Origin of the sequence: Mesorhizobium sp. M0217 (assembly GCF_040321955.1) — a bacterium.
GTDB lineage: Bacteria > Pseudomonadota > Alphaproteobacteria > Rhizobiales > Rhizobiaceae > Mesorhizobium.
On sequence record NZ_JAMYSN010000002.1, the window covers coordinates 351,585 to 369,845 of the forward strand.

Consider the following 18,261-nt stretch of genomic DNA (forward strand, 5'->3'; position numbering starts at 1 on the left):
TGACCCCTTCGACCCTGACGATAAGCAGGCGCACAGTCCGGGCGCCCTGATTGCAAGGCGTCCGGCTGTCGTTCCATCTACTTCTTGCGCAAATCCGCTTGCGCCAGATCCAGCGCTTTGGCGATGCGATCGCAAGCCATGTCGATCGTCGCGCGGGTCCAGATCAGCGGCGGCGACAGGATCATCGTGTCGCCGGTGGCGCGCAGCATCAGGCCTTGCGCGATGGCGTGGTCGCGGACGGTGACGGCGGCACTGCCCGCCGGCAGGAAGCGCTCCTTGGTCGCCTTGTCCTTGACGATCTCGACCGCGCCCATCAGCCCGATCGATCGCACCTCGCCGACCAGTTCGTGGCCGGCAATGCGCTCCTGCAGCGCCTGGGCGAAGTAAGGTCCAGTGTCGTTCCTGACCCTGTCGACCAGGCCTTCTCGCTCCATGATCTCGAGATTCTTCAGCGCCACCGCGCAGGCCACCGGGTGACCCGAATAGGTATAGCCGTGGTAGAATTCGCCGCCCTTTTCGACCAGCGTCGCCGCGATACGGTCGCCGACCAGCAGCGCCGACAGCGGCTGATAGCCCGAGGTCAGTGCCTTGGCCGTGGTGATGGTGTCGGGCTCGATGCCGAAGGTCTGCGCCGCAAACCATTCGCCGGTGCGGCCATAGCCGGTGATAACCTCGTCCAGCATCAAAAGCACATCGTATTTGCGGCAGATGCGCTGCACTTCCGGCCAATAGCTCATCGGCGGTATTTTCACCCCGCCCGCGCCCATCACCGGCTCGCCGATGAAGGCCGCCACCTTGTCGGCACCGGCTTCGAGGATGGCGTCCTCGACGGCCTTGGCCGCGCGCAGGCCGAAATCATGGTCGCTTTCGCCGGGCAGCGCCAACTCATAAGCATAGGGCATCATGACATGGACGATGTTGGGAACCGCCCCGCCGAGCTGCTTGTGCATCAAATCCATGCCGCCCAGCGACGTCCCGGCGACGGTCGAGCCGTGATAGGCCGACTTGCGCGAGATGATGCGGTTCTTCTCCGGCTTGCCTTCCAGCACCCAATAGTGGCGCACGAGCCGCAGCGCCGTGTCGTTGGCCTCCGAGCCGGAGGAGCCGTAGAAAACCTGGCTGATGCCCTTGGGCGCCAGCTCGGCCAGCTTCTTCGACAGCAGCACGGGCGTCGGCGTCGAGCATTTGAAGAAGGAATTGTAGTAGGGCAATTCCTTCATCTGCGCGTAAGCGGCGTCGGCCAGCTCGTCGCGGCCATAGCCGACATTGACGCACCACAGCCCGGCCATGCCGTCGAGTATTTCGGTGCCGTCGGCATCGTAGATGAACGGGCCGTTGGCGTGGGTGATGATGCGCGAGCCGGTCTCGCGCAATTCCTTGTGGTCGGTGAAGGGATGCAGATGATGCGCGGCGTCAATCTGCTGAAGCTGCTTCAGCGAATAGTTCTGGTAAGTCATGGGTTTGCTCTTTCCTCTGGAATCAAACCGGCAAGCTGCCGGGGCGACTTCGTCAGAGGACGGCGGGCGGCGAATAGCCGATGCGGGCGCACAGCCTGAGCAGTTCGGCGCGCAGCGTGCGCGGCGACGGTGTCACTGCGACCCCGAAGGCGCCGGATGTGCTCATGTAGACCATGGCGGCAGTCTATGCCGCCCGAGGCCCGGAATTCAAGCGGTGCCGCTCAATACCCTTTGCAGGAACACGTATTTCATGGCGGTTTGCGCCGCTTGCGGCCGGCGGTCGCCGCGTCCGCCATGGCCGCCTTCCGTCTCCTCGAAGAACAACGTCTTGCCGTGACCTGCTTCCTGCAGCTTCGCCGCCATCTTGCGGGCGTGGCCGGGATGGACGCGGTCGTCGGCGGTCGATGTCGTGAGCAGCACCGGGGGATAGACGGCATCGGCCGAGACATGATGGTACGGCGAATAGGCGGCGAGCCACTTGGCTTCTTCCGGTTTTGCCGGATCGCCATATTCGCCGATCCACGAGGCGCCTGGCGGCAGTTCGGTATAGCGCAGCATGTCGAGCAGCGGCACCTCGATGATGACGGCGCCGAACAGTTCGGGATGCTGCGTCAGGGAAACGCCGGTAAGCAGGCCGCCATTCGAGCCGCCCTGGATGCCGAGGGAAGCAGCGGTGGCGATGCCGCGCCTGACGACGTCCTGCGCCACCGCGGCGAAATCGTCGAAGGCAGTCTGGCGATTGCCCTTCAGCGCCGCCTGATGCCAGGCCGGCCCAAACTCACCGCCGCCGCGAATGCAGGCCTGCACATAGGCATTGCCCTTCTCCAGCCACAGCCTGCCGCGCACGCCGGCATAGCCGGGCAGCAGCGGTATTTCGAAGCCGCCATAACCATAGAGAAGCGCCGGTACCGGACCCTTCTGGTCGCGCCGCCTGACGACGAAATACGGGATCATGGTGCCGTCCTTCGAGCGCGCCTCGAACTGTTCCGAGACCAGCGGCGCGCCGTCGAACCGCGCCGGCTGCGATTTCACGGTAGCCAGCGTCACCCCGTCATCGTCCGACCAGATGATCGAACTCGGCGTCAGGAAATCGGTGAAGGAGAAGGAGACGCTGGAACCGAAATGCTCGGCATGCGCGATGCCGACATTGCCGTTCTCGGGCAGCGCCACCGGCTTCAGCGACCAGCGGTCGCCGCTGCGCTCGGCGACAACGACCTTGCCGCGCACATTGTCCATCAGATTGATGAACAGCCGGTCCTGAGTGCGGGCAATGCCGGCGACCGAAACACGGTGCGCTGGCGCGAGCATGGTTTCAACAGGGCCCAGGTCGCCGGTGTCGATCCAGTGTTCGAAATCGAAGGAATAGAGGCCGTCCGGCAAGCACTCAGTGCCGCCCGGCGCCGTCCATGGGCTGCGCACCCCGAACACGAACCGGCCCTTGAACAGCGCGGTGTCGGTGACATCGTCCGGCAGCGGGATGCGCCGGTTTTCGCCCGACGGCAGGCGCAGAAAACTGTGCGAGGAGAAGAAGGCGATCGTGCGGGCCAGAAACAAATACTGCCTGTCGCCATCATGCTCGACCCCCGCGCCCGCCGCGAGATCCTGCTTCTCGGCCTCGAAGATCGGCGTCGCCTCCTCCAACCGGGTGCCGCGCTTCCACAGCTTGACGACGCGCGGATAACCGGACTGGGTCTTGTCGTCTTCATTGAAGGCAGCCGAGACAATGACCGTGTCCTTGTCCAGCCAGGAAAAGCCGGATTTCGAGGCGGGAGCGCGGAAGCCGCCCTCGATGAAGGATTTGGTCTCGATGTCGAATTCGCGCATCTCGCTGGCATCGCCGCCATCCGGCGACATCGCCACCAGGCAAAGGTTGAAATCGGGGTAAAGGCGGCTGGCGCCGCTGAACACCCACTTCACCCCCTCCTTGGCCGACAGCACGTCGAAGTCGATGATCGTCTCCCACACGGGCTTTTCGGTCTTGTAGGAGGCGACCGTCGTGCGGCGCCAGAGGCCGAGCACATTGGTCTTGTCCTGCCAGAAATTATAGACTTGGCCGTTGAGCGCGGCGCCCACAGCGATGTTGTCTTCGGCCGTCATCAGGTCGAGCGCCGTCTCGAAGGCCGCCTGGTAGGACGGATCGCCCTGTAGTTCGGCCACGGTGATCTCGTTCTGGCGATGCACCCAGTCGAGCGATTCCTTGCTGGTCCGGTCCTCCAACCAGAGGAACTTGTCCTCCACGGTGGCATCCGTCTGGCGTTTTGTCGTCGATTGGGTCACGCATGGTCTCCAGGCTAGTGGCGGGCAGCCCTGCCTACATCGCGTTGCAAGCGGTTTTATTCAAGATGGTACGTCAGGTCATCGGGAGAATGCGGCCTCAAACCATCCGCCGGCGCAGGACCGTGGCCACAGCCAGTGCCAGACAAATCGTGCCCAGCGTGATCGGCAGGCCGGAGGCGCCGATCACATCCATGACGCCACCCGCCAGCGGCGGCACCACGATGCCGCCGACGCCCCACATCAGGGAGAAGGCGGCATTGCCGGCGACCAGCGCCGAGCCGGTAAAGCGGTCGCCGAGCTCGATGATCGACATGGTGTAGATGCCATAGGAGACCGCGCCCCAGATAAAGACGCAAGGCCAGATCAGCGGCGTCTCGATGAGCAGCGGCAACAGGGCGCAGCCCAGCACCGTCACCACGACGCAGATGAATCGCACCAGCCGCGCCGTCAGCCGTTCCGCCAGCAAGCCGAGCGGCACCTGCATGGCGATGTTGCCGGCGATCATCACCGACAGCAGCGCCGACATGCGCGCTTCCGCGATGCCATAGTGCGTGCCGTAGACCGGCAGCAGCGCCAGCACGCCCTGTTCGAAACCGGCGGCAACGACCACCGCCGACAGCAGTAGCCATGCCAGTGGCACGAAGCCCATGACCGAAACCCTGTGCCCGGCTTCGTCGACCTTCGGCAGTCGCGGCAGCACCAGCGCCAGGCAGGCGCCGCAGAAGATGAAGGCGGCGATCCCCACCAGGAATGGCGGCCATCCCACGGTGCCGACAGCGAGCAGGCAGAGCGGCCCGGCAGCGAAGCCGGCCGAGATGATGGTTGAATAGACACCCATGACGCGACCGCGGCGCGATGGCGGCGCCAGTGCAATGACCCAGATTTCGCTCAAGACATAGAGCGGATTGGTCACCACCCCGATCAAGAAGCGCAGAGGAAACCACAGATAGACATTCTGCGTCCAGCCGATCAGCGCAAGCACAATAGCCGAAAGCGCCGCGCAGGTAAGCGCGGTGCGCCCTGCCCCGAACCGGCGCGCCAGTGCCGGGATCAGCGGCGACGAGACAATGAAGCCGATCGGCGTCATTGCCGCCGAGAGCCCGATGATGGCCGGCGAAACGCCTTGGCGTTGCAGGATGAAGCTCAGCAGCGGATAGGACAGGCCTTGCGCGATGGCGAACACCGAGACGGTCGCGATCACGCCGCTGATCGCCGCCCACTGCATCTTCTCGTTGTCAGCTTCCGCCAGGTTCATCATTGGCACCTAAACCAGGTTCAGGACTAGCTTTTCTGTCCGACGCGGGTAAGCCCCGCCCCGCGAAAAACCGTTTGCTCCAGACAAGGCCTGTCATGAGTTTGGGCCTGTCAGGAGTTTTTGGGCCGTCAGGAGTTTTGGCGCTTGAACGATCGATAGAGCGCGAAGCTCACCAGCAGCGCGTCGAGTCCGGCGATCACCACCGGCAGACCGAGCGGACCGATGATCTGCATCAAGGCACCGGCGCCAGGCGGGCCGACAATGCCGCCGGCGCCCCACATCAATGCGAAGGCGGCGTTGCCGGCGACCAGCACGGTTCCCCTGAAGCGGCTGCCGAGTTCCACCAGCGCCATGGTGTAGACGCCGTAGCCGACAGCGCCCATGACGAGAAGGACGAGCCAGATCGCCGGCGTCGTGATCAGCAACGGCAGCAAAACCGCGCAGGTCGTTGTCGCCAACGCACAGAAGATGATCATCGCCCGCCCGCCGAAACGCTCGGCCAGCAGGCCGAGCGGGATTTGCAGGAAGATGTTTCCCAGCGACAGTGCCATCACCAGGGCCGCCAGCGTCCTTTCGGGCAGGCCATAGGCGGCACCGAAGACCGGCATCAAAGCGTAGGTGCCCTGCTGGACCGCCGCCGAAACCAGCACGGCAAACAACAGCGCCGGCGCCAGCCTGGCGAAACCGAAAAAGCCGCCGGGCAATTGGCCGTCATCCTCGAAGCCGGCGAGGCTTGACGAAACAGCACGAAGGATCGCGGCGCACAGGATGAAGCCGGCCATGCCGACCAGGAAAGGAACCCAGCCCGATATCCCAACCGCGGTCAGGACCAAAGGCCCCGCAGCATAGCCAGCGCCCAGCACGGTGTTGAATGCCCCCATCACCCTGCCGCGGCGCGACGGCGGCGCCAGCGACAGCGCCCATACTTCGCCCAGTATATAGAGCGGGTTGATGACGATACCGATGATGAAGCGGATGACGAACCAGCCCACCCAGTCCTGCAGGTAGCCGATGCCGAGGAAGCACAGCGCCCCAATCAATGAGCAACCCACAGCCAGGTTGCGCGCGCCGACCAGCCGAACGGCTGCCGGCACGAACGAGGCCGAAAGGATCAGGCCAAGCGGCATCATCGCTGCCGACAAGCCGATCAGCGCCGGCGACATGCCTTGCTTCTGCATCAGCAGCGTAAACAGCGGCGAGCTCAGCCCTTGCGCCGCACCGAACATCGCGAGGGCGGCAGTTACGCCGGCAAGCGCCGCCCATTGCGTCCCCGCTTCGCCATCGCTCGAACCGGTCGCAGCCATGATGCCTTCCACATGAATTGCCGGCCCGATCCAGCGGCAAACCATTGAGCTAGCGGTTCGATTTAGGGAAAGGAAGGGCCGCGCCTGAAATCCCCTTGCGCCAAGAGCCGCAGTGGGCGCGTCCTGTCCGCCAATCCCCGGCAAGGTTGTCAGCTATCGGACTGCCGTTCGGGCATGTCGCTTCCCTCGTCCTAGTGGTCGCCGCCTCCGCAATGGCCGGACAGCCGCCGGTCCATTATGCCGCCCGCTACCAGCATCGTACGAGGACCATCATGACCGCCGCCCTGCACCCAGCCGAACCGCCTTTGGCAACCGACCGCGCCCGTCGCGGTGGCCGTGCGGGCAAGCGCGCCGGCGGCTCGGCCGCCTTCGAACAGCCGGCTTTTCGGCAACTGAGAAATCCGCTGACGCCGACCAAGCTGGTCTCTGACGACGAGCTGGAATCGATCCACCTCGCCTCGCTGCGCGTCTTGAGGGAAATAGGCGTCGACGTGCTGCATGACGAAGCGCGCCGCATCATGAAGGAAAATGGCGCTGATGTCCGCGAGGGCATTGAGCGCGTGCGCTTCGACAGCGACATGATCCTCGATCTCATCTCCAAATGCCCGTCGGAATTCACGCTCCATGCCCGCAACCCGGCGCACAATGTCCGCTTCGGCGGCAACAATGTGATCCTGTCGATGATGGCGTCGGCACCGAACTGCTCCGACCTCGATCGCGGCCGCCGTCCGGGCAACCAGCAGGACTACCGCAACTTCCTGCGCCTGGCGCAGATGCACAACATCCTGAACTGCACCGGCGGTTATCCGGTCGAGCCGACCGACATCCATCCATCCGTGCGCCACCTCGAATGCATCCGCGACCTCGCCACGCTGACCGACAAGGTGTTCCACATCTATTCGCTCGGCAAGGAGCGCAATGTCGACGGCATCGAGATCGCCAGGATCGCCCGCGGCATCAGCCATGAGCAGATGCTCGAAGAGCCGTCCGTCTTCACCATCATCAACACCAATTCGCCGCTGAAACTGGATGTGCCGATGATGGAAGGCATCATCCAGATGTCGAGCAAGGGTCAGGTCGTCGTCATCACGCCCTTCACCCTGTCCGGCGCGATGGCGCCGGTGACCATCGCCGGTGCGCTGGTGCAGCAAAATGCCGAGGCGCTGTCCGGCATCGCCTTCGCCCAGATGGTGAGAAAGGGCGCGCCGGTTGGCTATGGCGGCTTCACCTCGAATGTCGACATGAAGTCAGGCTCGCCGGCCTTCGGCACGCCTGAATATATGAAGGCGCAGCTTGTCGGCGGCCAGCTTGCCCGCCGTTACAAGATCCCCTACCGCACCTCCAATACCTGCGCCGCCAACACCGTCGACGCGCAGGCAGCCTATGAAAGTGTGTTCTCGCTGTGGGGCGCCATCCAGGGCGGCGGCAATCTGATGATGCACGGCGCCGGCTGGCTCGAAGGCGGCCTGCGCTGTTCCTACGAGAAGACCATCCTGGACATCGACCTGTTGCAGATGGTGGCCGAGTTCCTCACCCCGCTCGACCTGTCCGACGAAGCGCTCGGCTTCGACGCCATCCAGTCGGTCGGCCCCGGCGGCCATTTCTTCGGCACCCAGCACACGCAGGACCGCTACAAGACAGCCTTCTACTCGCCCATCCTCTCCGACTGGCGCAATTTCGAGACCTGGGCCGAAGCCGGATCGCCGACCGCGCTGGAAAAGGCCAACAAGGTCTGGAAGGAGCGGCTGGCATCCTACGAGGAACCCTATATGGAGCCGGCGATTCGCGAAGAGCTCAACGACTTCGTCGAAAAGCGCACGTCCGAAGGCGGCGCGCCGACCGATTTTTGATCGGCAAGCAACTGGCGGCATCCCGCCAACCGACACACCTGATTCAATTTACGCAAAAACGGACCTATCTCTCATGAAATCTCATGTAAAAGCGGTTGTCATTGGCGGCGGCGTCGTTGGCTGCTCGGTGCTCTACCATCTGGCCAAGGCCGGCTGGACCGACATCATGCTGATCGAGCGTTCCGAGCTCACCTCCGGCTCGTCCTGGCACGCAGCCGGCGGCTTCCACACGCTGAACGGCGATCCCAACGTCGCCAAACTGCAGGCCTATACGGTGCAGCTCTACAAGGAGATCGAGGAAATCTCCGGCCAGTCCTGCTCGCTGCATCTGACCGGCGGCGTGATGATGGCCGATACGCCCGAGCGCATGGATTTTCTGCGCCTGGCCCACGCCAAGGGCCGCTATCTCGGCATGGACACCGAGCTGATCACGCCCTCCGAAGCCAAGGCGATGTTCCCGCTGATGGACGAGACCAATTTCGTCGGCGCCATGTGGGATCCGGTCGAAGGCCATCTCGATCCCTCCGGCACGACGATCGCCTACTCCAAGGCGGCCAAGAAGCTGGGCGCCGAGATCGTGCTGCGCAACCGCGTCGTCGAGCTGACGCAGGAAGTTGACGGCACCTGGAACGTCGTCACCGAACAGGGCACCGTCCACGCCGAGCATGTCGTCAACTGCGGCGGCCTGTGGGCGCGCGAGATCGGCCGCATGGTCGGCGTCGAACTGCCGGTGCTGGCCATGGAGCACATGTACCTGCTCACCGAGCCGATGCCCGAGGTCGAGGAATTCAACAAATCGACCGGCCGCGAGATGATCGGCGTGCTCGACTTCAAGGGCGAGATCTACACCCGCCAAGAGCGCAACGGCATCCTGCTCGGCACCTATGAAAAGGCCTGCAAGCCATGGTCGCCGGTCAATACGCCGTGGGATTTCGGCCATGAACTGCTGCCGCCCGACCTCGACCGCATCGCGCCGTCGCTGGAGATCGGCTTCAAGCATTTCCCCGGCATCGAGAAAGCCGGCATCAAGCAGATCATCAACGGCCCCTTCACCTTCGCGCTCGACGGAAATCCGCTGGTCGGGCCGGTGCAGGGCCTGACCAATTTCTGGTGCGCCTGCGCCGTCATGGCCGGCTTCAGCCAGGGCGGCGGCGTCGGCCTTGCGCTGTCCAACTGGATGGTGCATGGCGATCCCGGCTTCGACGTCTGGGGCATGGATGTCGCCCGCTTCGGCGAGTGGGCCGGCCTGCGCTACACCAACGCAAAGGTGCGCGAAAACTATTCGCGCCGCTTCTCCATCCGCTTCCCCAATGAAGAGCTGCCGGCTGCGCGCCCTGCACAAACCACCCCGCTCTATGACACGATGCTCGCCAACAACGCCGTCATGGGCGATAGCTGGGGCCTGGAGACCCCGCTGTGGTTCGCGCCGAAGGGCAAGGAGCCGAAGGACGTCGTCTCCTTCCACCGCTCAAACGATTTCGGTCCTATCGGCGAGGAAGTGCGCGCCACGCGCGAACGCGTCGGCGTCACCGAAATCGCCAACTTCGCCAAATACGAAGTGTCGGGACCTGCGGCTGAGGATTTCCTCAACCGGCTGATGACCAACCGCATGCCGAAGATCGGCCGCATCGTGCTGACGCCAATGATCAACGAATTCGGCAAGCTGATCGGCGACTTCACCATCGCCAAGGCAGGCGAAGACAGATTTATGATCTGGGGCTCTTCCGCCGCGCAGAAATACCACATGCGCTGGTTCGAAAAGCACCCGCCGAAGGATGGTTCGGTGCGCATCCACCGCTTCGATCAGACGCTCGTCGGCCTGTCGATCGCCGGGCCGAAATCGCGCGACCTCTTGCAGAACCTGGTCGATGTCGACATCTCGACGAAAGCTTTCCGCTTCATGGATTTCCGCGAAATGGCGGTCGGCGGCGCGCCCTGCATGGTCAACCGCATCACCTATACCGGCGATCTCGGCTATGAAATCTGGATGGCGCCGGCCTATGAGCGTCTGGTCTACAAGGCGATCAAGGACGCCGGCGAGGAGTTCGGCCTCGTCGATTTCGGCATGCGCGCTTTGCTCTCCATGCGCCTGGAGAAGAACTTCCCGACCTGGTACCGCGAGCTGCGCCCGATCTACGGCCCGTTCGAAGGCGCGATGGACCGCTTCATCAAGCTGGAGAAGAACGACTTCATCGGCCGCGAAGCCGCCGCCAAGGAACAGGCGGAAGGGCCGAAACTGCGCCGTGTTTCCTTCATCGTCGATGCGGCCGACGCCGATGTCATGGGCGACGAGCCGATCTGGGCCAAGGTCGGCAAGGACTATGGCACGGTGGAAAAGCCGCATGGTTATGGCGCGCCGCGCTTCGACATGGCGGGCAAGGAAGTGCGTGGCTCGAAGGCTGCCGAAGGCGCTTCCGCCGTGCGCGGCATCGTCGACGGCGACTGGCGCGTGGTCGGCTGGGTCACCTCGGGCGGTTATGCGCACTATGTGCAGAAGTCGATGGCGCAGGGCTATGTGCCGGCGGCACTCGCCGAGGACGAAAGTGCCGGACTGTTCGAGATCGAGATCCTCGGCCACCGGCGTCCGGCGCGCATCAATGTCGAGGCGCCCTTCGACCCCAGCGGCGAGAAGATGCGGACCTGAAAAGGCGACAGGGAGCGTGAGATCGTGTAAGGGGCCTTCGGCAGTTGGCCGCAGGCATTTTCCCTCGATGAGAAGACGATCCCCTTGCAGTATCTAGAGAAATGGACGGACTGGCTCGGCGAAGGCAAGGTCGGTCCCTTCAACGCCGCACTGGTCTGCGTCGCGGTCTATTGCGTCGTCCAGATCGTGGTGATGGCGCTGCTGTCCCATGTCGTAGGAACCGGTGTCGGCGTCGACGATTCCGAACAGCTGATGTACATGCACTACCTCTGGGCTGGCTATGGCGGCTCGCAGCCGCCGCTCTACACCTGGCTTGCCCGCCTCGTCGCCGCCGTGATCGGAACGAACATCCTCGCGCTCAAGATCGTGAAGTACCTGCTGATCGGAGCGGCGCTGGCGTCGGTTTTCATCGCTGTCCGCCGCCTGGGCTATTCCAGCCGCGCTGGCGCCGCCGCATTGTTCGGCCTGCTGTTGTTTCCGCAGATGGTGTGGGAGATGCAGCACGCCCTCACCCACTCGATCGCCGCTTTCTGTTTTTCAGTGGTGCTGTTTCTTGCGCTCGTCGAACTGGTGCAGCGGCGTTCGCTGGCCACCTATGTGCTGTTTGGCGTGGCGATGGCCGCCGCCATCCTGTCGAAATACAACAACGCCATCTTTCTCGCCGCGCTGATCCTGTCCACCCTGTCGCTGCGCGAAACGCGCGGCGTCATCCTCAACCGCCGGTTTTCGATCAGCCTTGTCGTGGCGGTGCTGCTTTGCCTGCCGACGCTCTACTGGAACCTGACCTACACCGACCAGTTGCTGTCGCACAGCGGCGGCTTCGGCATGGGCAGAGGAGAAAGCGCCATACAAACCGCATTCTACGGAATGCGCGGACTGGGCAAGGCTATCCTGTATTTCGCCGTGTTGCCGGCCGGCATATTCGTCGCGGCTTTGCTCATCGCATGGAAAAAGCCGGCGCCGGCTCTGCAACCGGCGCCATGGACCGAGAAACTGGTGTGGCGCACCATCGCTTTTGCCCTGGCGATGACCATCGTGCTCGTCCTGGCGAGCGGGACGACGCAATTTCGCGATCGCTGGATGCTTCCCATTCTTGTGTTGCTGCCGGTCGCGCTGGCCTTGCGGATGGATGCCAGAGGCGACAAGGGAATGAAGGTGCAGGACGTCGTCGTCTTTGTCGGCGCAACGCTTGCCATCCTCGTGCTGCCGGTGACCTGGTACACGCACCTCAATGGCGGCGACAGCCGCGGCAGCATCGTGCGTGTCGACTACCAGTCGCTCTATGGCCAGCTGACGGCAAACGGTCCGGTTCGCACGGCGATATCGAGCTGGCACTGGGTGGGAAATCTGCGTCTTGTCGATCCCGATCTGGTCGTGCTCGACGACGAGATGCCGGACTTCGGCCATTTGCTGATCGAGCCGGCGGTGCTGGTGATGGCCAATGACAAGGAACCTCCCGAGGGCATCCTGCGGGCCTTGAGCGAGGCCGGCTATGTCGCTGACGGCTCGCCGCAGCAGTTGGTCGTTCCGATGCTGTTCGACAGCGAGCCGCCCACCCGCACGCTGACGGTCACGCGGCTGAAGAAAGCGGCCGCGGGCGCAGCGCCACAGTAAGTCGGCAGGGAGGCGTCGGGTGGAGAAACAAGGGTTCGGTCGTCATCGCAAGATCATGCCGTTCGAGCCCGGCTCCGTCGAAGCCTTGCGCGACGCATCGCGCCAGAAGGCGGCGTCGCTGAACCAGCATGTGCTGGGCTATGGCGCGCTGGCTGAAGCCGAATGGCAAGCGGCAGGCATCGCCGCGCCCGATCTTGCCGCGATGCGCAAATACCGGCTCGAGCGCCTCCGCGCCGAACTGAGGCGGCGAAACTACGCCGGCGCGCTGCTCTACGACCCCGTCAACATCCGCTACGCCACCGATTCGACCAACATGCAGCTGTGGGTCGCGCACAATCCGACCCGCCACTGCTTCGTCGCCACTGAGGGACCCGTGGTGCTGTTCGACTATTTCTCCTGCGAGCATCTGTCCGATCATTCCGGCGTCGTCGACGAGGTGCGGCCGGCAGTGTCGTGGATGTATCTCTATGGCGGCGAGCTGACCGAGCACAAAGTCCGCCGCTGGGCGGCCGGCATCGCCGATCTGGTCAAGGAGCATGGCGGCGGCAACAGCCGCATTGCGGTCGACCACATCAACCCGGAAGGCGTCGAGGAACTCGCCCGCCTCGGCATTTCGATCGGCAATGGCGAAGCGGTGATGGAAAATGCGCGGCTGATCAAATCGCCGGACGAGATCCTCGCCATGAGCCGCGCCATCGTCGCTTGCGAAGCGGCGATGGGTGAAATGGAGAAGGCGCTGACGCCGGGCATTTCCGAAAACGAATTATGGGCCGAACTCCACCGCGGCAACATTGCGCGCGGCGGCGAATGGATCGAAACCCGGCTGCTTGCCTCGGGACCGCGCACCAATCCGTGGTTCCAGGAATGCTCATCGCGGGTGATCGAAGCAGGCGACCTCGTCGTCTTCGACACCGACCTGATCGGCCCCTACGGCTTCTGCGCCGATCTCTCCCGCACCTGGCTTTGCGGCGATGCGAGACCATCGAACGAGCAACGGGACCTCTTCCACATCGCCGCCGACCAGATCGCCCACAACACGCAATTGATGCAGCCCGGCATATCCTTCCGCGACCTGGTCGAACGCTCGGTGGTGCCGCCGGGAGATTGCTTCCCGGCGCGCTACGGCGTGCTCTATCACGGCGTCGGCCTCGCCGACGAGTATCCAACCCTGCCGCATGCAAGCGACTGGACGCCGGACACGCCCGACGGCGTGCTGGAGCCGGGAATGGTCCTGTGCGTGGAAAGCTATATCGGCCGTCTCGGCGGCCATGCGGGCGTCAAGATCGAGGAACAGATCCTGATCACCGAGACCGGTAACGAGCAGCTTTCAACCTACCCGTTGGATGCGAGGCTGCTCGGCTGATCCGGCAAGCGCCTCGCGCAGAGCCTTGAGCGTCTTTTCCGGCGTCGTCCTGGCGGTGATGTAGGGCAGGCCTTTGCGCCTTGCCGTCCAGCCGACCACCTTCACGGCGTTTGCCGCAGGTTCGAAACGCTGCGCCAGCGCCCAGCTCTCACAGTCGATGGCAGCTATATCCGCCTTGCCCTCGGCGACCGCGACGATCGAGCCGCGATGGCCACCGCTTTCGCTGCGCGAGGAAAAGATATCCAGGCTTTCGCCGGCGGCCTGCAGGTCGCGCGCCAGTGCAATGATGCCCGACATCGAATCGAGGCTGTTGTAGGTAAAACGCTTGCCGCGCATCAGATCGAGCGGCAGCGAGGCTTTGCCATCCGCGGGCGAGCGAACCTCCGGTCCCTCGCCCGTCCGCATCACCAGCGCGCTCGAATAGAGTTCGCCTTCGCCGCCCTCGTAAGCGTCGTAGCTCGGCTGGCCGACCACCTGCACATGCTTGCTCAGGCCGAGTTCCATCGGCCCCCAGCAGGTCTGCGCGAACAGCAGCGCCGGATGCAGCCAAAGCTGGTGATGGTCGAGTTCGTCCGGCGGCAGTATCGCCGGATCGGGCGCGATCAGTCTGCCCTCGGCGTCGTGGATACCGCCCGGCACCGGCGGCAGGTCGCCATTGCGGCGCACGATTGTCTGCGGCCCATCGACGCCCTTGTGCCGAAAAGCATCGCGCAACGCTGCCCATTGCGCGTCGACCTCGCCGCGCACTTCGGGCCAGTCATACATCGGCAATGCCGCAACCAAATCACTCATGCCGACACTCAATCATCATGGCTCGGGAAAGGATCGCAAAAACGCGGCGTCCAATCAGAATTGGCCGACACGGGTTCGGGAAGTCCGAGGATTATTCCTTCGGCGGCTCGGCCGGAACCGGCGCGCTGCCAAGCCCGCTGATGCTGCGCGCCCTGATGCGCGGCTTGAACGCCCTGCCCGGCTCGGGCCGGCGGCGCAGCACCGGGTGCACGATCGGCTCCTTGGCCTTGAAGGCGTAGGCTTTGATCAGTGCGAAATAGTTCGGATAGGCGTAGCCATTGTTCATCCGCAGCCACTCGTCGCGGCGGTCGGCAAACAGTTTTGGCAGCCTGTACCAGGCAACGGTCGGGGTCTTGTGGTGAACGAAGTGCAGATTGTTGTTGAGGAACAGGAACGACAGCGGCGAGCGCTCGATGATCACCGTGCGTCCTTCAGGGTGCTCGGACCACTGATGTTCGGCGAAAGTCCGGACCGCGATCAGCGACTGGCCGAGCCAGACCGGCACCAGAATGTAGAGCCATACGGGAATGCCGAAGCCGAACTGCACGATCGGCACTACGATGGCGAGGCCGATCGCATGCAGCAGCCATGCCTTGCCGATCGCCTTGTCGCCGGCAATCACATGCCTGGCGTCGTCGACGAAGAAACCGATGCAGGACAGCCAAGGGCCGAGAAAGAAACGGCCGGCCATGGTGTTGTTTATCTTGAGCAGGAATTTCATCGTCGGCGGCAGATCATCATGCATCCACAGCGCCTGGTAATAGCTCTCGGGATCGTCGAGCGGATCGGTCAGGCGCTCGTCGGCGTGGTGGCGCAAATGAAGCGTCTTGAAGCGACGGAACGGCCAGACCAGGCCGATCGGCAGGAAGACGAAGGCTTCGTTGATGAGCGCGCTGCGCGTCGGATGGCCATGCAGCACTTCGTGCATGATCGACGACTGCAAGGCCAGGACGAAGCCGAGGAGAAGAAGTGCCGGGATCGGATAAGAGGGCCAGAGCAGGAGCCCGGCAGCGAGCCACATTCCGTAACAGAAGAAAGCGAGGACCACGGTCGGCCACTCGATGGCCGCTGCGTCGCGTCGCTTGATGCGCTTGCCTGTCATGCTATCGACCACTGCCCCTCAGTCGCCGGAATTGGTTCCTGACAGCATAGTGTCAGGAGAAGCGATTCCGCTCAACGAGACAAAGTGTACAAAATGTTGCGATTGCGCATTTTTGACCGCAGATGTTATACATTGTAAACAACCCTACGGATTCATTTACGCTGGAAGTGCTGATTCGACGGCTCGGGCGCAAATTTTTCCTAAGAGAGCGCGGAGAACGAACAGTGGACAAACGGGACCTTTCGGCAATCTTCCGGGAGCGCCTGAAGCTGCTCCTGACACGGTCCGATCTCAACCAGTCGGCCTTCGCGTCAGCAGTCGGCATCGACCGGTCGGCGCTGTCGCAACTGATGTCCGGCGCCTCGACGCGCCTGCCACGCGCCGAAACGCTGCTCAACATCGCCGCCGAATTCAAGATCTCGCTGGACTGGCTGCTCGGCCTCTCGCAGGACGAAGGCGTCACCGGCGAAATCCGCGAAAGCCTGGAGATCGAAGAGGCGCCCGACGGCTTCGACCGCACGCTGCTCGCCAAATGGTTCGCCGAGGCCGCAGGCACCAAGATCCGCTATGTGCCGGCCGGCATTCCCGATCTCCTGCGCACACGCCAGCTGGTTGACTACGAAGCCAACATCACCAACCGCAGCCGCCTCGCTCAGGCGAGCGAGACGCAGTACCGCATCGAGTACAACCGGCGCCCTGAGACCGACATGGAGGTCTGCATGCCGCGCCACACGCTGGAGATTTTCGCCCGCGGCCTGGGCGTCTGGGACCGCTTTCCCGAGGCCGACCGCCGGCAGCAGCTTGCCCATATGGCGACGCTGCTTGACGATCTCTACCCCACCTTCCGGCTGTTCCTCTATGACGGCCGCATGCGCTATTCGATCCCGCTGACAATCTTCGGTCCCTATCGCGCCGCCATCTATGTCGGCGACATGTATGTGGTGCTGAATGCCACCCAGCCGGTCCAGGCGCTGACCCAGCATTTCGACAATCTGATCCGGGCCGCCGACATCAACCCGCATGAGGCCGCCGCCTACGCGCGCAATCTGGCCGGCGCGTCATTTCCATCGGGTTCTGCCTGATCGCCAACGCCCCGGAAAGGTGCGCCGCGCGGCATTGCCGGTTGCAAACACATTGACTGGACATAAAGACTTCTTTATATCCTTATTCCATTCAAATATCTGAAAGTCGATCCGATGACCGCGAACAATCCCATCGATGCTCTGCTGGCCGAAAAGGGCGTGCTGCTCGCCGATGGCGCCACCGGCACCAATCTGTTCGCCATGGGTCTGGAGGCCGGCGAAGCGCCGGAGTTGCTGAACGAGACAGCGCCCGACACCATCACCAGCCTGCACCAGAATTTCGTCGACGCCGGCGCCGATATCATTCTCACCAACTCGTTCGGCGGCACGCGCCCCCGGCTGAAGCTGCACCATGCGCAGGACCGCGTGCATGCGCTGAACAAGCGCGCCGCCGAGATTGCCCGCGCGGTCGCCGACAAGGCCGGCAGGAAAGTCATCGTCGCCGGCTCGGTCGGCCCGACCGGCGAGTTGCTGGTGCCGCTCGGCGCCATGACCTATGACGAAGCAGTCGAGGCTTTTGCCGAGCAGATCGAGGGTCTCAAGGAAGGCGGCGCCGAAGTCGCCTGGATCGAGACCATGTCTGCGCCGGACGAAATCCGCGCCGCGGCGGAGGCCGCCATCCGCGTCGGCCTGCCCTACACCTATACCGGTTCATTCGACACTGCCGGCCGCACCATGATGGGCCTGCTGCCCAGGGATATCCACGGCGTCGTCGACGGACTTTCAGAGACACCGCTCGGTGTCGGCGCCAATTGCGGCGTCGGCGCCTCCGACATCCTGGCCTCGCTGCTCGACATGACCGAGGCGAGGCCGGAAGCGACGGTGATCGTCAAGGGCAATTGCGGCATTCCCGAATTTCGTGGCACCGAAATCCATTATTCCGGCACGCCGGAGCTGATGGCCGACTATGTCCGGCTGGCTGTCGATGGCGGCGCGAAGATCATCGGCGGCTGCTGCGGCACCTCGTTCCAGCACCTTGCCGCCATGCGCAAGGCGCTTGACGCGCACACCAAATCCGAACGCCCGACCGTCGCGGCGATCGTCGAGCGCATCGGTCCGATGCGCAACAAGGTGGCGACGGAAAACACCGCCGAGACCAGCGAAGCCCGCCGCGAACGCCGCCGCAGCCGCGCCTGATATCGAACTTATTCGCTGTTTTCAGCGTAACGCGATAGCGCCGTCTTGAAATCCAGGGCGGTGCCGTTGGCGTTGCCACTCATCGTCACCAGGTCACCCGACGACTGCGGATTGCCGATCTGCTCCAGCATGACGCGAAAGCGGTCATTGGTCAGCGCCGACTTTGCGGTATTCCGGGCTGCGTCAACGTCATCCATGATGCGCCTGGATTCTGGCGACAGCGTTCCCGACGCCTGCGTGTGTCTCACCGCCGGCGTCGTGTTTCCAATGTTCATGATCTGCAATTCCCGGCTCCCCAAGCCCAGTCCCGACCCCATGCAATAATAGCAGGGCATTGCGATGACGTTCCGGAAAAGCCGCGCAATTTAACGATCAGGCGGATCA

The 18,261-nt window shown here is 63.6% G+C and carries 14 protein-coding genes; 6 read left to right on the plus strand and 8 right to left on the minus strand.

The window, feature by feature from the left end:
• Positions 1 to 77: 77 nt before the first annotated feature.
• The 5 genes from NKJ18_RS06265 to NKJ18_RS06285 all read right to left on the minus strand — a co-directional run bounded on the left by NKJ18_RS06265 (position 78) and on the right by NKJ18_RS06285 (position 6,293).
• Positions 78 to 1,457: an aspartate aminotransferase family protein gene (locus tag NKJ18_RS06265; RefSeq protein ID WP_352757973.1), complete on the minus strand. Its 1,380-nt coding sequence runs from the start codon at positions 1,455 to 1,457 to the stop codon at positions 78 to 80.
• 52 nt (positions 1,458 to 1,509) lie between these two features.
• Complete coding sequence (locus tag NKJ18_RS06270; protein ID WP_023670422.1) at positions 1,510 to 1,632, minus strand: hypothetical protein; 123 nt, start codon at positions 1,630 to 1,632, stop codon at positions 1,510 to 1,512.
• Between the two features lie 32 nt (positions 1,633 to 1,664).
• Complete coding sequence (locus NKJ18_RS06275) at positions 1,665 to 3,734, minus strand: prolyl oligopeptidase family serine peptidase (protein ID WP_352757974.1); 2,070 nt, start codon at positions 3,732 to 3,734, stop codon at positions 1,665 to 1,667.
• Positions 3,735 to 3,831: 97 nt separating this feature from the next.
• The gene (locus tag NKJ18_RS06280) at positions 3,832 to 4,989 is read right to left on the minus strand and encodes an MFS transporter (protein WP_352445985.1); all 1,158 of its coding nucleotides are present in this window, start codon (positions 4,987 to 4,989) and stop codon (positions 3,832 to 3,834) included.
• Between the two features lie 128 nt (positions 4,990 to 5,117).
• On the minus strand, positions 5,118 to 6,293 hold the full coding sequence (locus NKJ18_RS06285; RefSeq protein WP_023825767.1) for an MFS transporter: 1,176 nt from the start codon (positions 6,291 to 6,293) through the stop codon (positions 5,118 to 5,120).
• 272 nt (positions 6,294 to 6,565) lie between these two features.
• On the opposite strand from NKJ18_RS06285, the gene NKJ18_RS06290 reads away from it, so the two are divergent.
• The 4 genes from NKJ18_RS06290 (at position 6,566) to NKJ18_RS06305 (ending at position 13,764) form a co-directional block, all read left to right on the plus strand.
• Positions 6,566 to 8,143 (plus strand): trimethylamine methyltransferase family protein, encoded by a 1,578-nt coding sequence (locus NKJ18_RS06290; RefSeq protein ID WP_352757975.1) that lies wholly within the window; start codon positions 6,566 to 6,568, stop codon positions 8,141 to 8,143.
• A 73-nt stretch (positions 8,144 to 8,216) separates the two neighbouring features.
• Positions 8,217 to 10,787, plus strand: a complete 2,571-nt coding sequence (locus NKJ18_RS06295) for a GcvT family protein (RefSeq protein WP_023691024.1) — start codon at positions 8,217 to 8,219, stop codon at positions 10,785 to 10,787.
• Between the two features lie 84 nt (positions 10,788 to 10,871).
• Positions 10,872 to 12,401 (plus strand): ArnT family glycosyltransferase, encoded by a 1,530-nt coding sequence (locus NKJ18_RS06300; RefSeq protein ID WP_023691023.1) that lies wholly within the window; start codon positions 10,872 to 10,874, stop codon positions 12,399 to 12,401.
• 55 nt (positions 12,402 to 12,456) lie between these two features.
• A complete protein-coding gene (locus tag NKJ18_RS06305) occupies positions 12,457 to 13,764 on the plus strand; it encodes a M24 family metallopeptidase (RefSeq protein WP_352758019.1) in 1,308 nt (435 codons plus the stop codon).
• On the opposite strand, the gene NKJ18_RS06310 is transcribed toward NKJ18_RS06305, so the two are convergent.
• Together NKJ18_RS06310 and NKJ18_RS06315 are read right to left on the minus strand one after the other, a co-directional pair.
• Complete coding sequence (locus NKJ18_RS06310) at positions 13,729 to 14,556, minus strand: phosphate/phosphite/phosphonate ABC transporter substrate-binding protein (protein WP_023741575.1); 828 nt, start codon at positions 14,554 to 14,556, stop codon at positions 13,729 to 13,731. The two genes, NKJ18_RS06305 and NKJ18_RS06310, sit on opposite strands and share 36 nt — an antisense overlap.
• Positions 14,557 to 14,647: 91 nt before the next feature.
• Positions 14,648 to 15,658 carry a fatty acid desaturase gene (locus NKJ18_RS06315; RefSeq protein ID WP_031249048.1) on the minus strand — a complete coding sequence of 337 codons (1,011 nt, stop codon included), beginning with the start codon at positions 15,656 to 15,658 and terminating at the stop codon, positions 14,648 to 14,650.
• A gap of 224 nt (positions 15,659 to 15,882) precedes the next feature.
• Here NKJ18_RS06315 and NKJ18_RS06320 point away from each other — a divergent pair, with 224 nt between their 5' ends.
• Positions 15,883 to 16,740, plus strand: coding sequence for a helix-turn-helix domain-containing protein (locus NKJ18_RS06320; RefSeq protein WP_023681768.1), 858 nt, complete (start codon positions 15,883 to 15,885; stop codon positions 16,738 to 16,740).
• Between the two features lie 114 nt (positions 16,741 to 16,854).
• Positions 16,855 to 17,877, plus strand: a complete 1,023-nt coding sequence (gene bmt, locus NKJ18_RS06325) for a betaine--homocysteine S-methyltransferase (RefSeq protein WP_352757976.1) — start codon at positions 16,855 to 16,857, stop codon at positions 17,875 to 17,877.
• An 8-nt stretch (positions 17,878 to 17,885) separates the two neighbouring features.
• On the opposite strand, the gene NKJ18_RS06330 is transcribed toward bmt, so the two are convergent.
• A complete protein-coding gene (locus tag NKJ18_RS06330; RefSeq protein WP_031202677.1) occupies positions 17,886 to 18,152 on the minus strand; it encodes a hypothetical protein in 267 nt (88 codons plus the stop codon).
• Between the last annotated feature and the right edge of the window lie 109 nt (positions 18,153 to 18,261).

Coding starts and splice junctions, on each gene's coding strand:
- NKJ18_RS06315 (WP_031249048.1), bottom strand. CDS start 15,658: ATGACAGGCAAGCGCATCAAGCGACGCGACGCAGCGGCCATCGAGTGG.
- NKJ18_RS06290 (WP_352757975.1), top strand. CDS start 6,566: ATGACCGCCGCCCTGCACCCAGCCGAACCGCCTTTGGCAACCGACCGC.
- NKJ18_RS06330 (WP_031202677.1), bottom strand. CDS start 18,152: ATGAACATTGGAAACACGACGCCGGCGGTGAGACACACGCAGGCGTCG.
- NKJ18_RS06280 (WP_352445985.1), bottom strand. CDS start 4,989: ATGAACCTGGCGGAAGCTGACAACGAGAAGATGCAGTGGGCGGCGATC.
- bmt (WP_352757976.1), top strand. CDS start 16,855: ATGACCGCGAACAATCCCATCGATGCTCTGCTGGCCGAAAAGGGCGTG.
- NKJ18_RS06265 (WP_352757973.1), bottom strand. CDS start 1,457: ATGACTTACCAGAACTATTCGCTGAAGCAGCTTCAGCAGATTGACGCC.
- NKJ18_RS06310 (WP_023741575.1), bottom strand. CDS start 14,556: ATGAGTGATTTGGTTGCGGCATTGCCGATGTATGACTGGCCCGAAGTG.
- NKJ18_RS06285 (WP_023825767.1), bottom strand. CDS start 6,293: ATGGCTGCGACCGGTTCGAGCGATGGCGAAGCGGGGACGCAATGGGCG.
- NKJ18_RS06305 (WP_352758019.1), top strand. CDS start 12,457: ATGCCGTTCGAGCCCGGCTCCGTCGAAGCCTTGCGCGACGCATCGCGC.
- NKJ18_RS06295 (WP_023691024.1), top strand. CDS start 8,217: ATGAAATCTCATGTAAAAGCGGTTGTCATTGGCGGCGGCGTCGTTGGC.
- NKJ18_RS06270 (WP_023670422.1), bottom strand. CDS start 1,632: ATGGTCTACATGAGCACATCCGGCGCCTTCGGGGTCGCAGTGACACCG.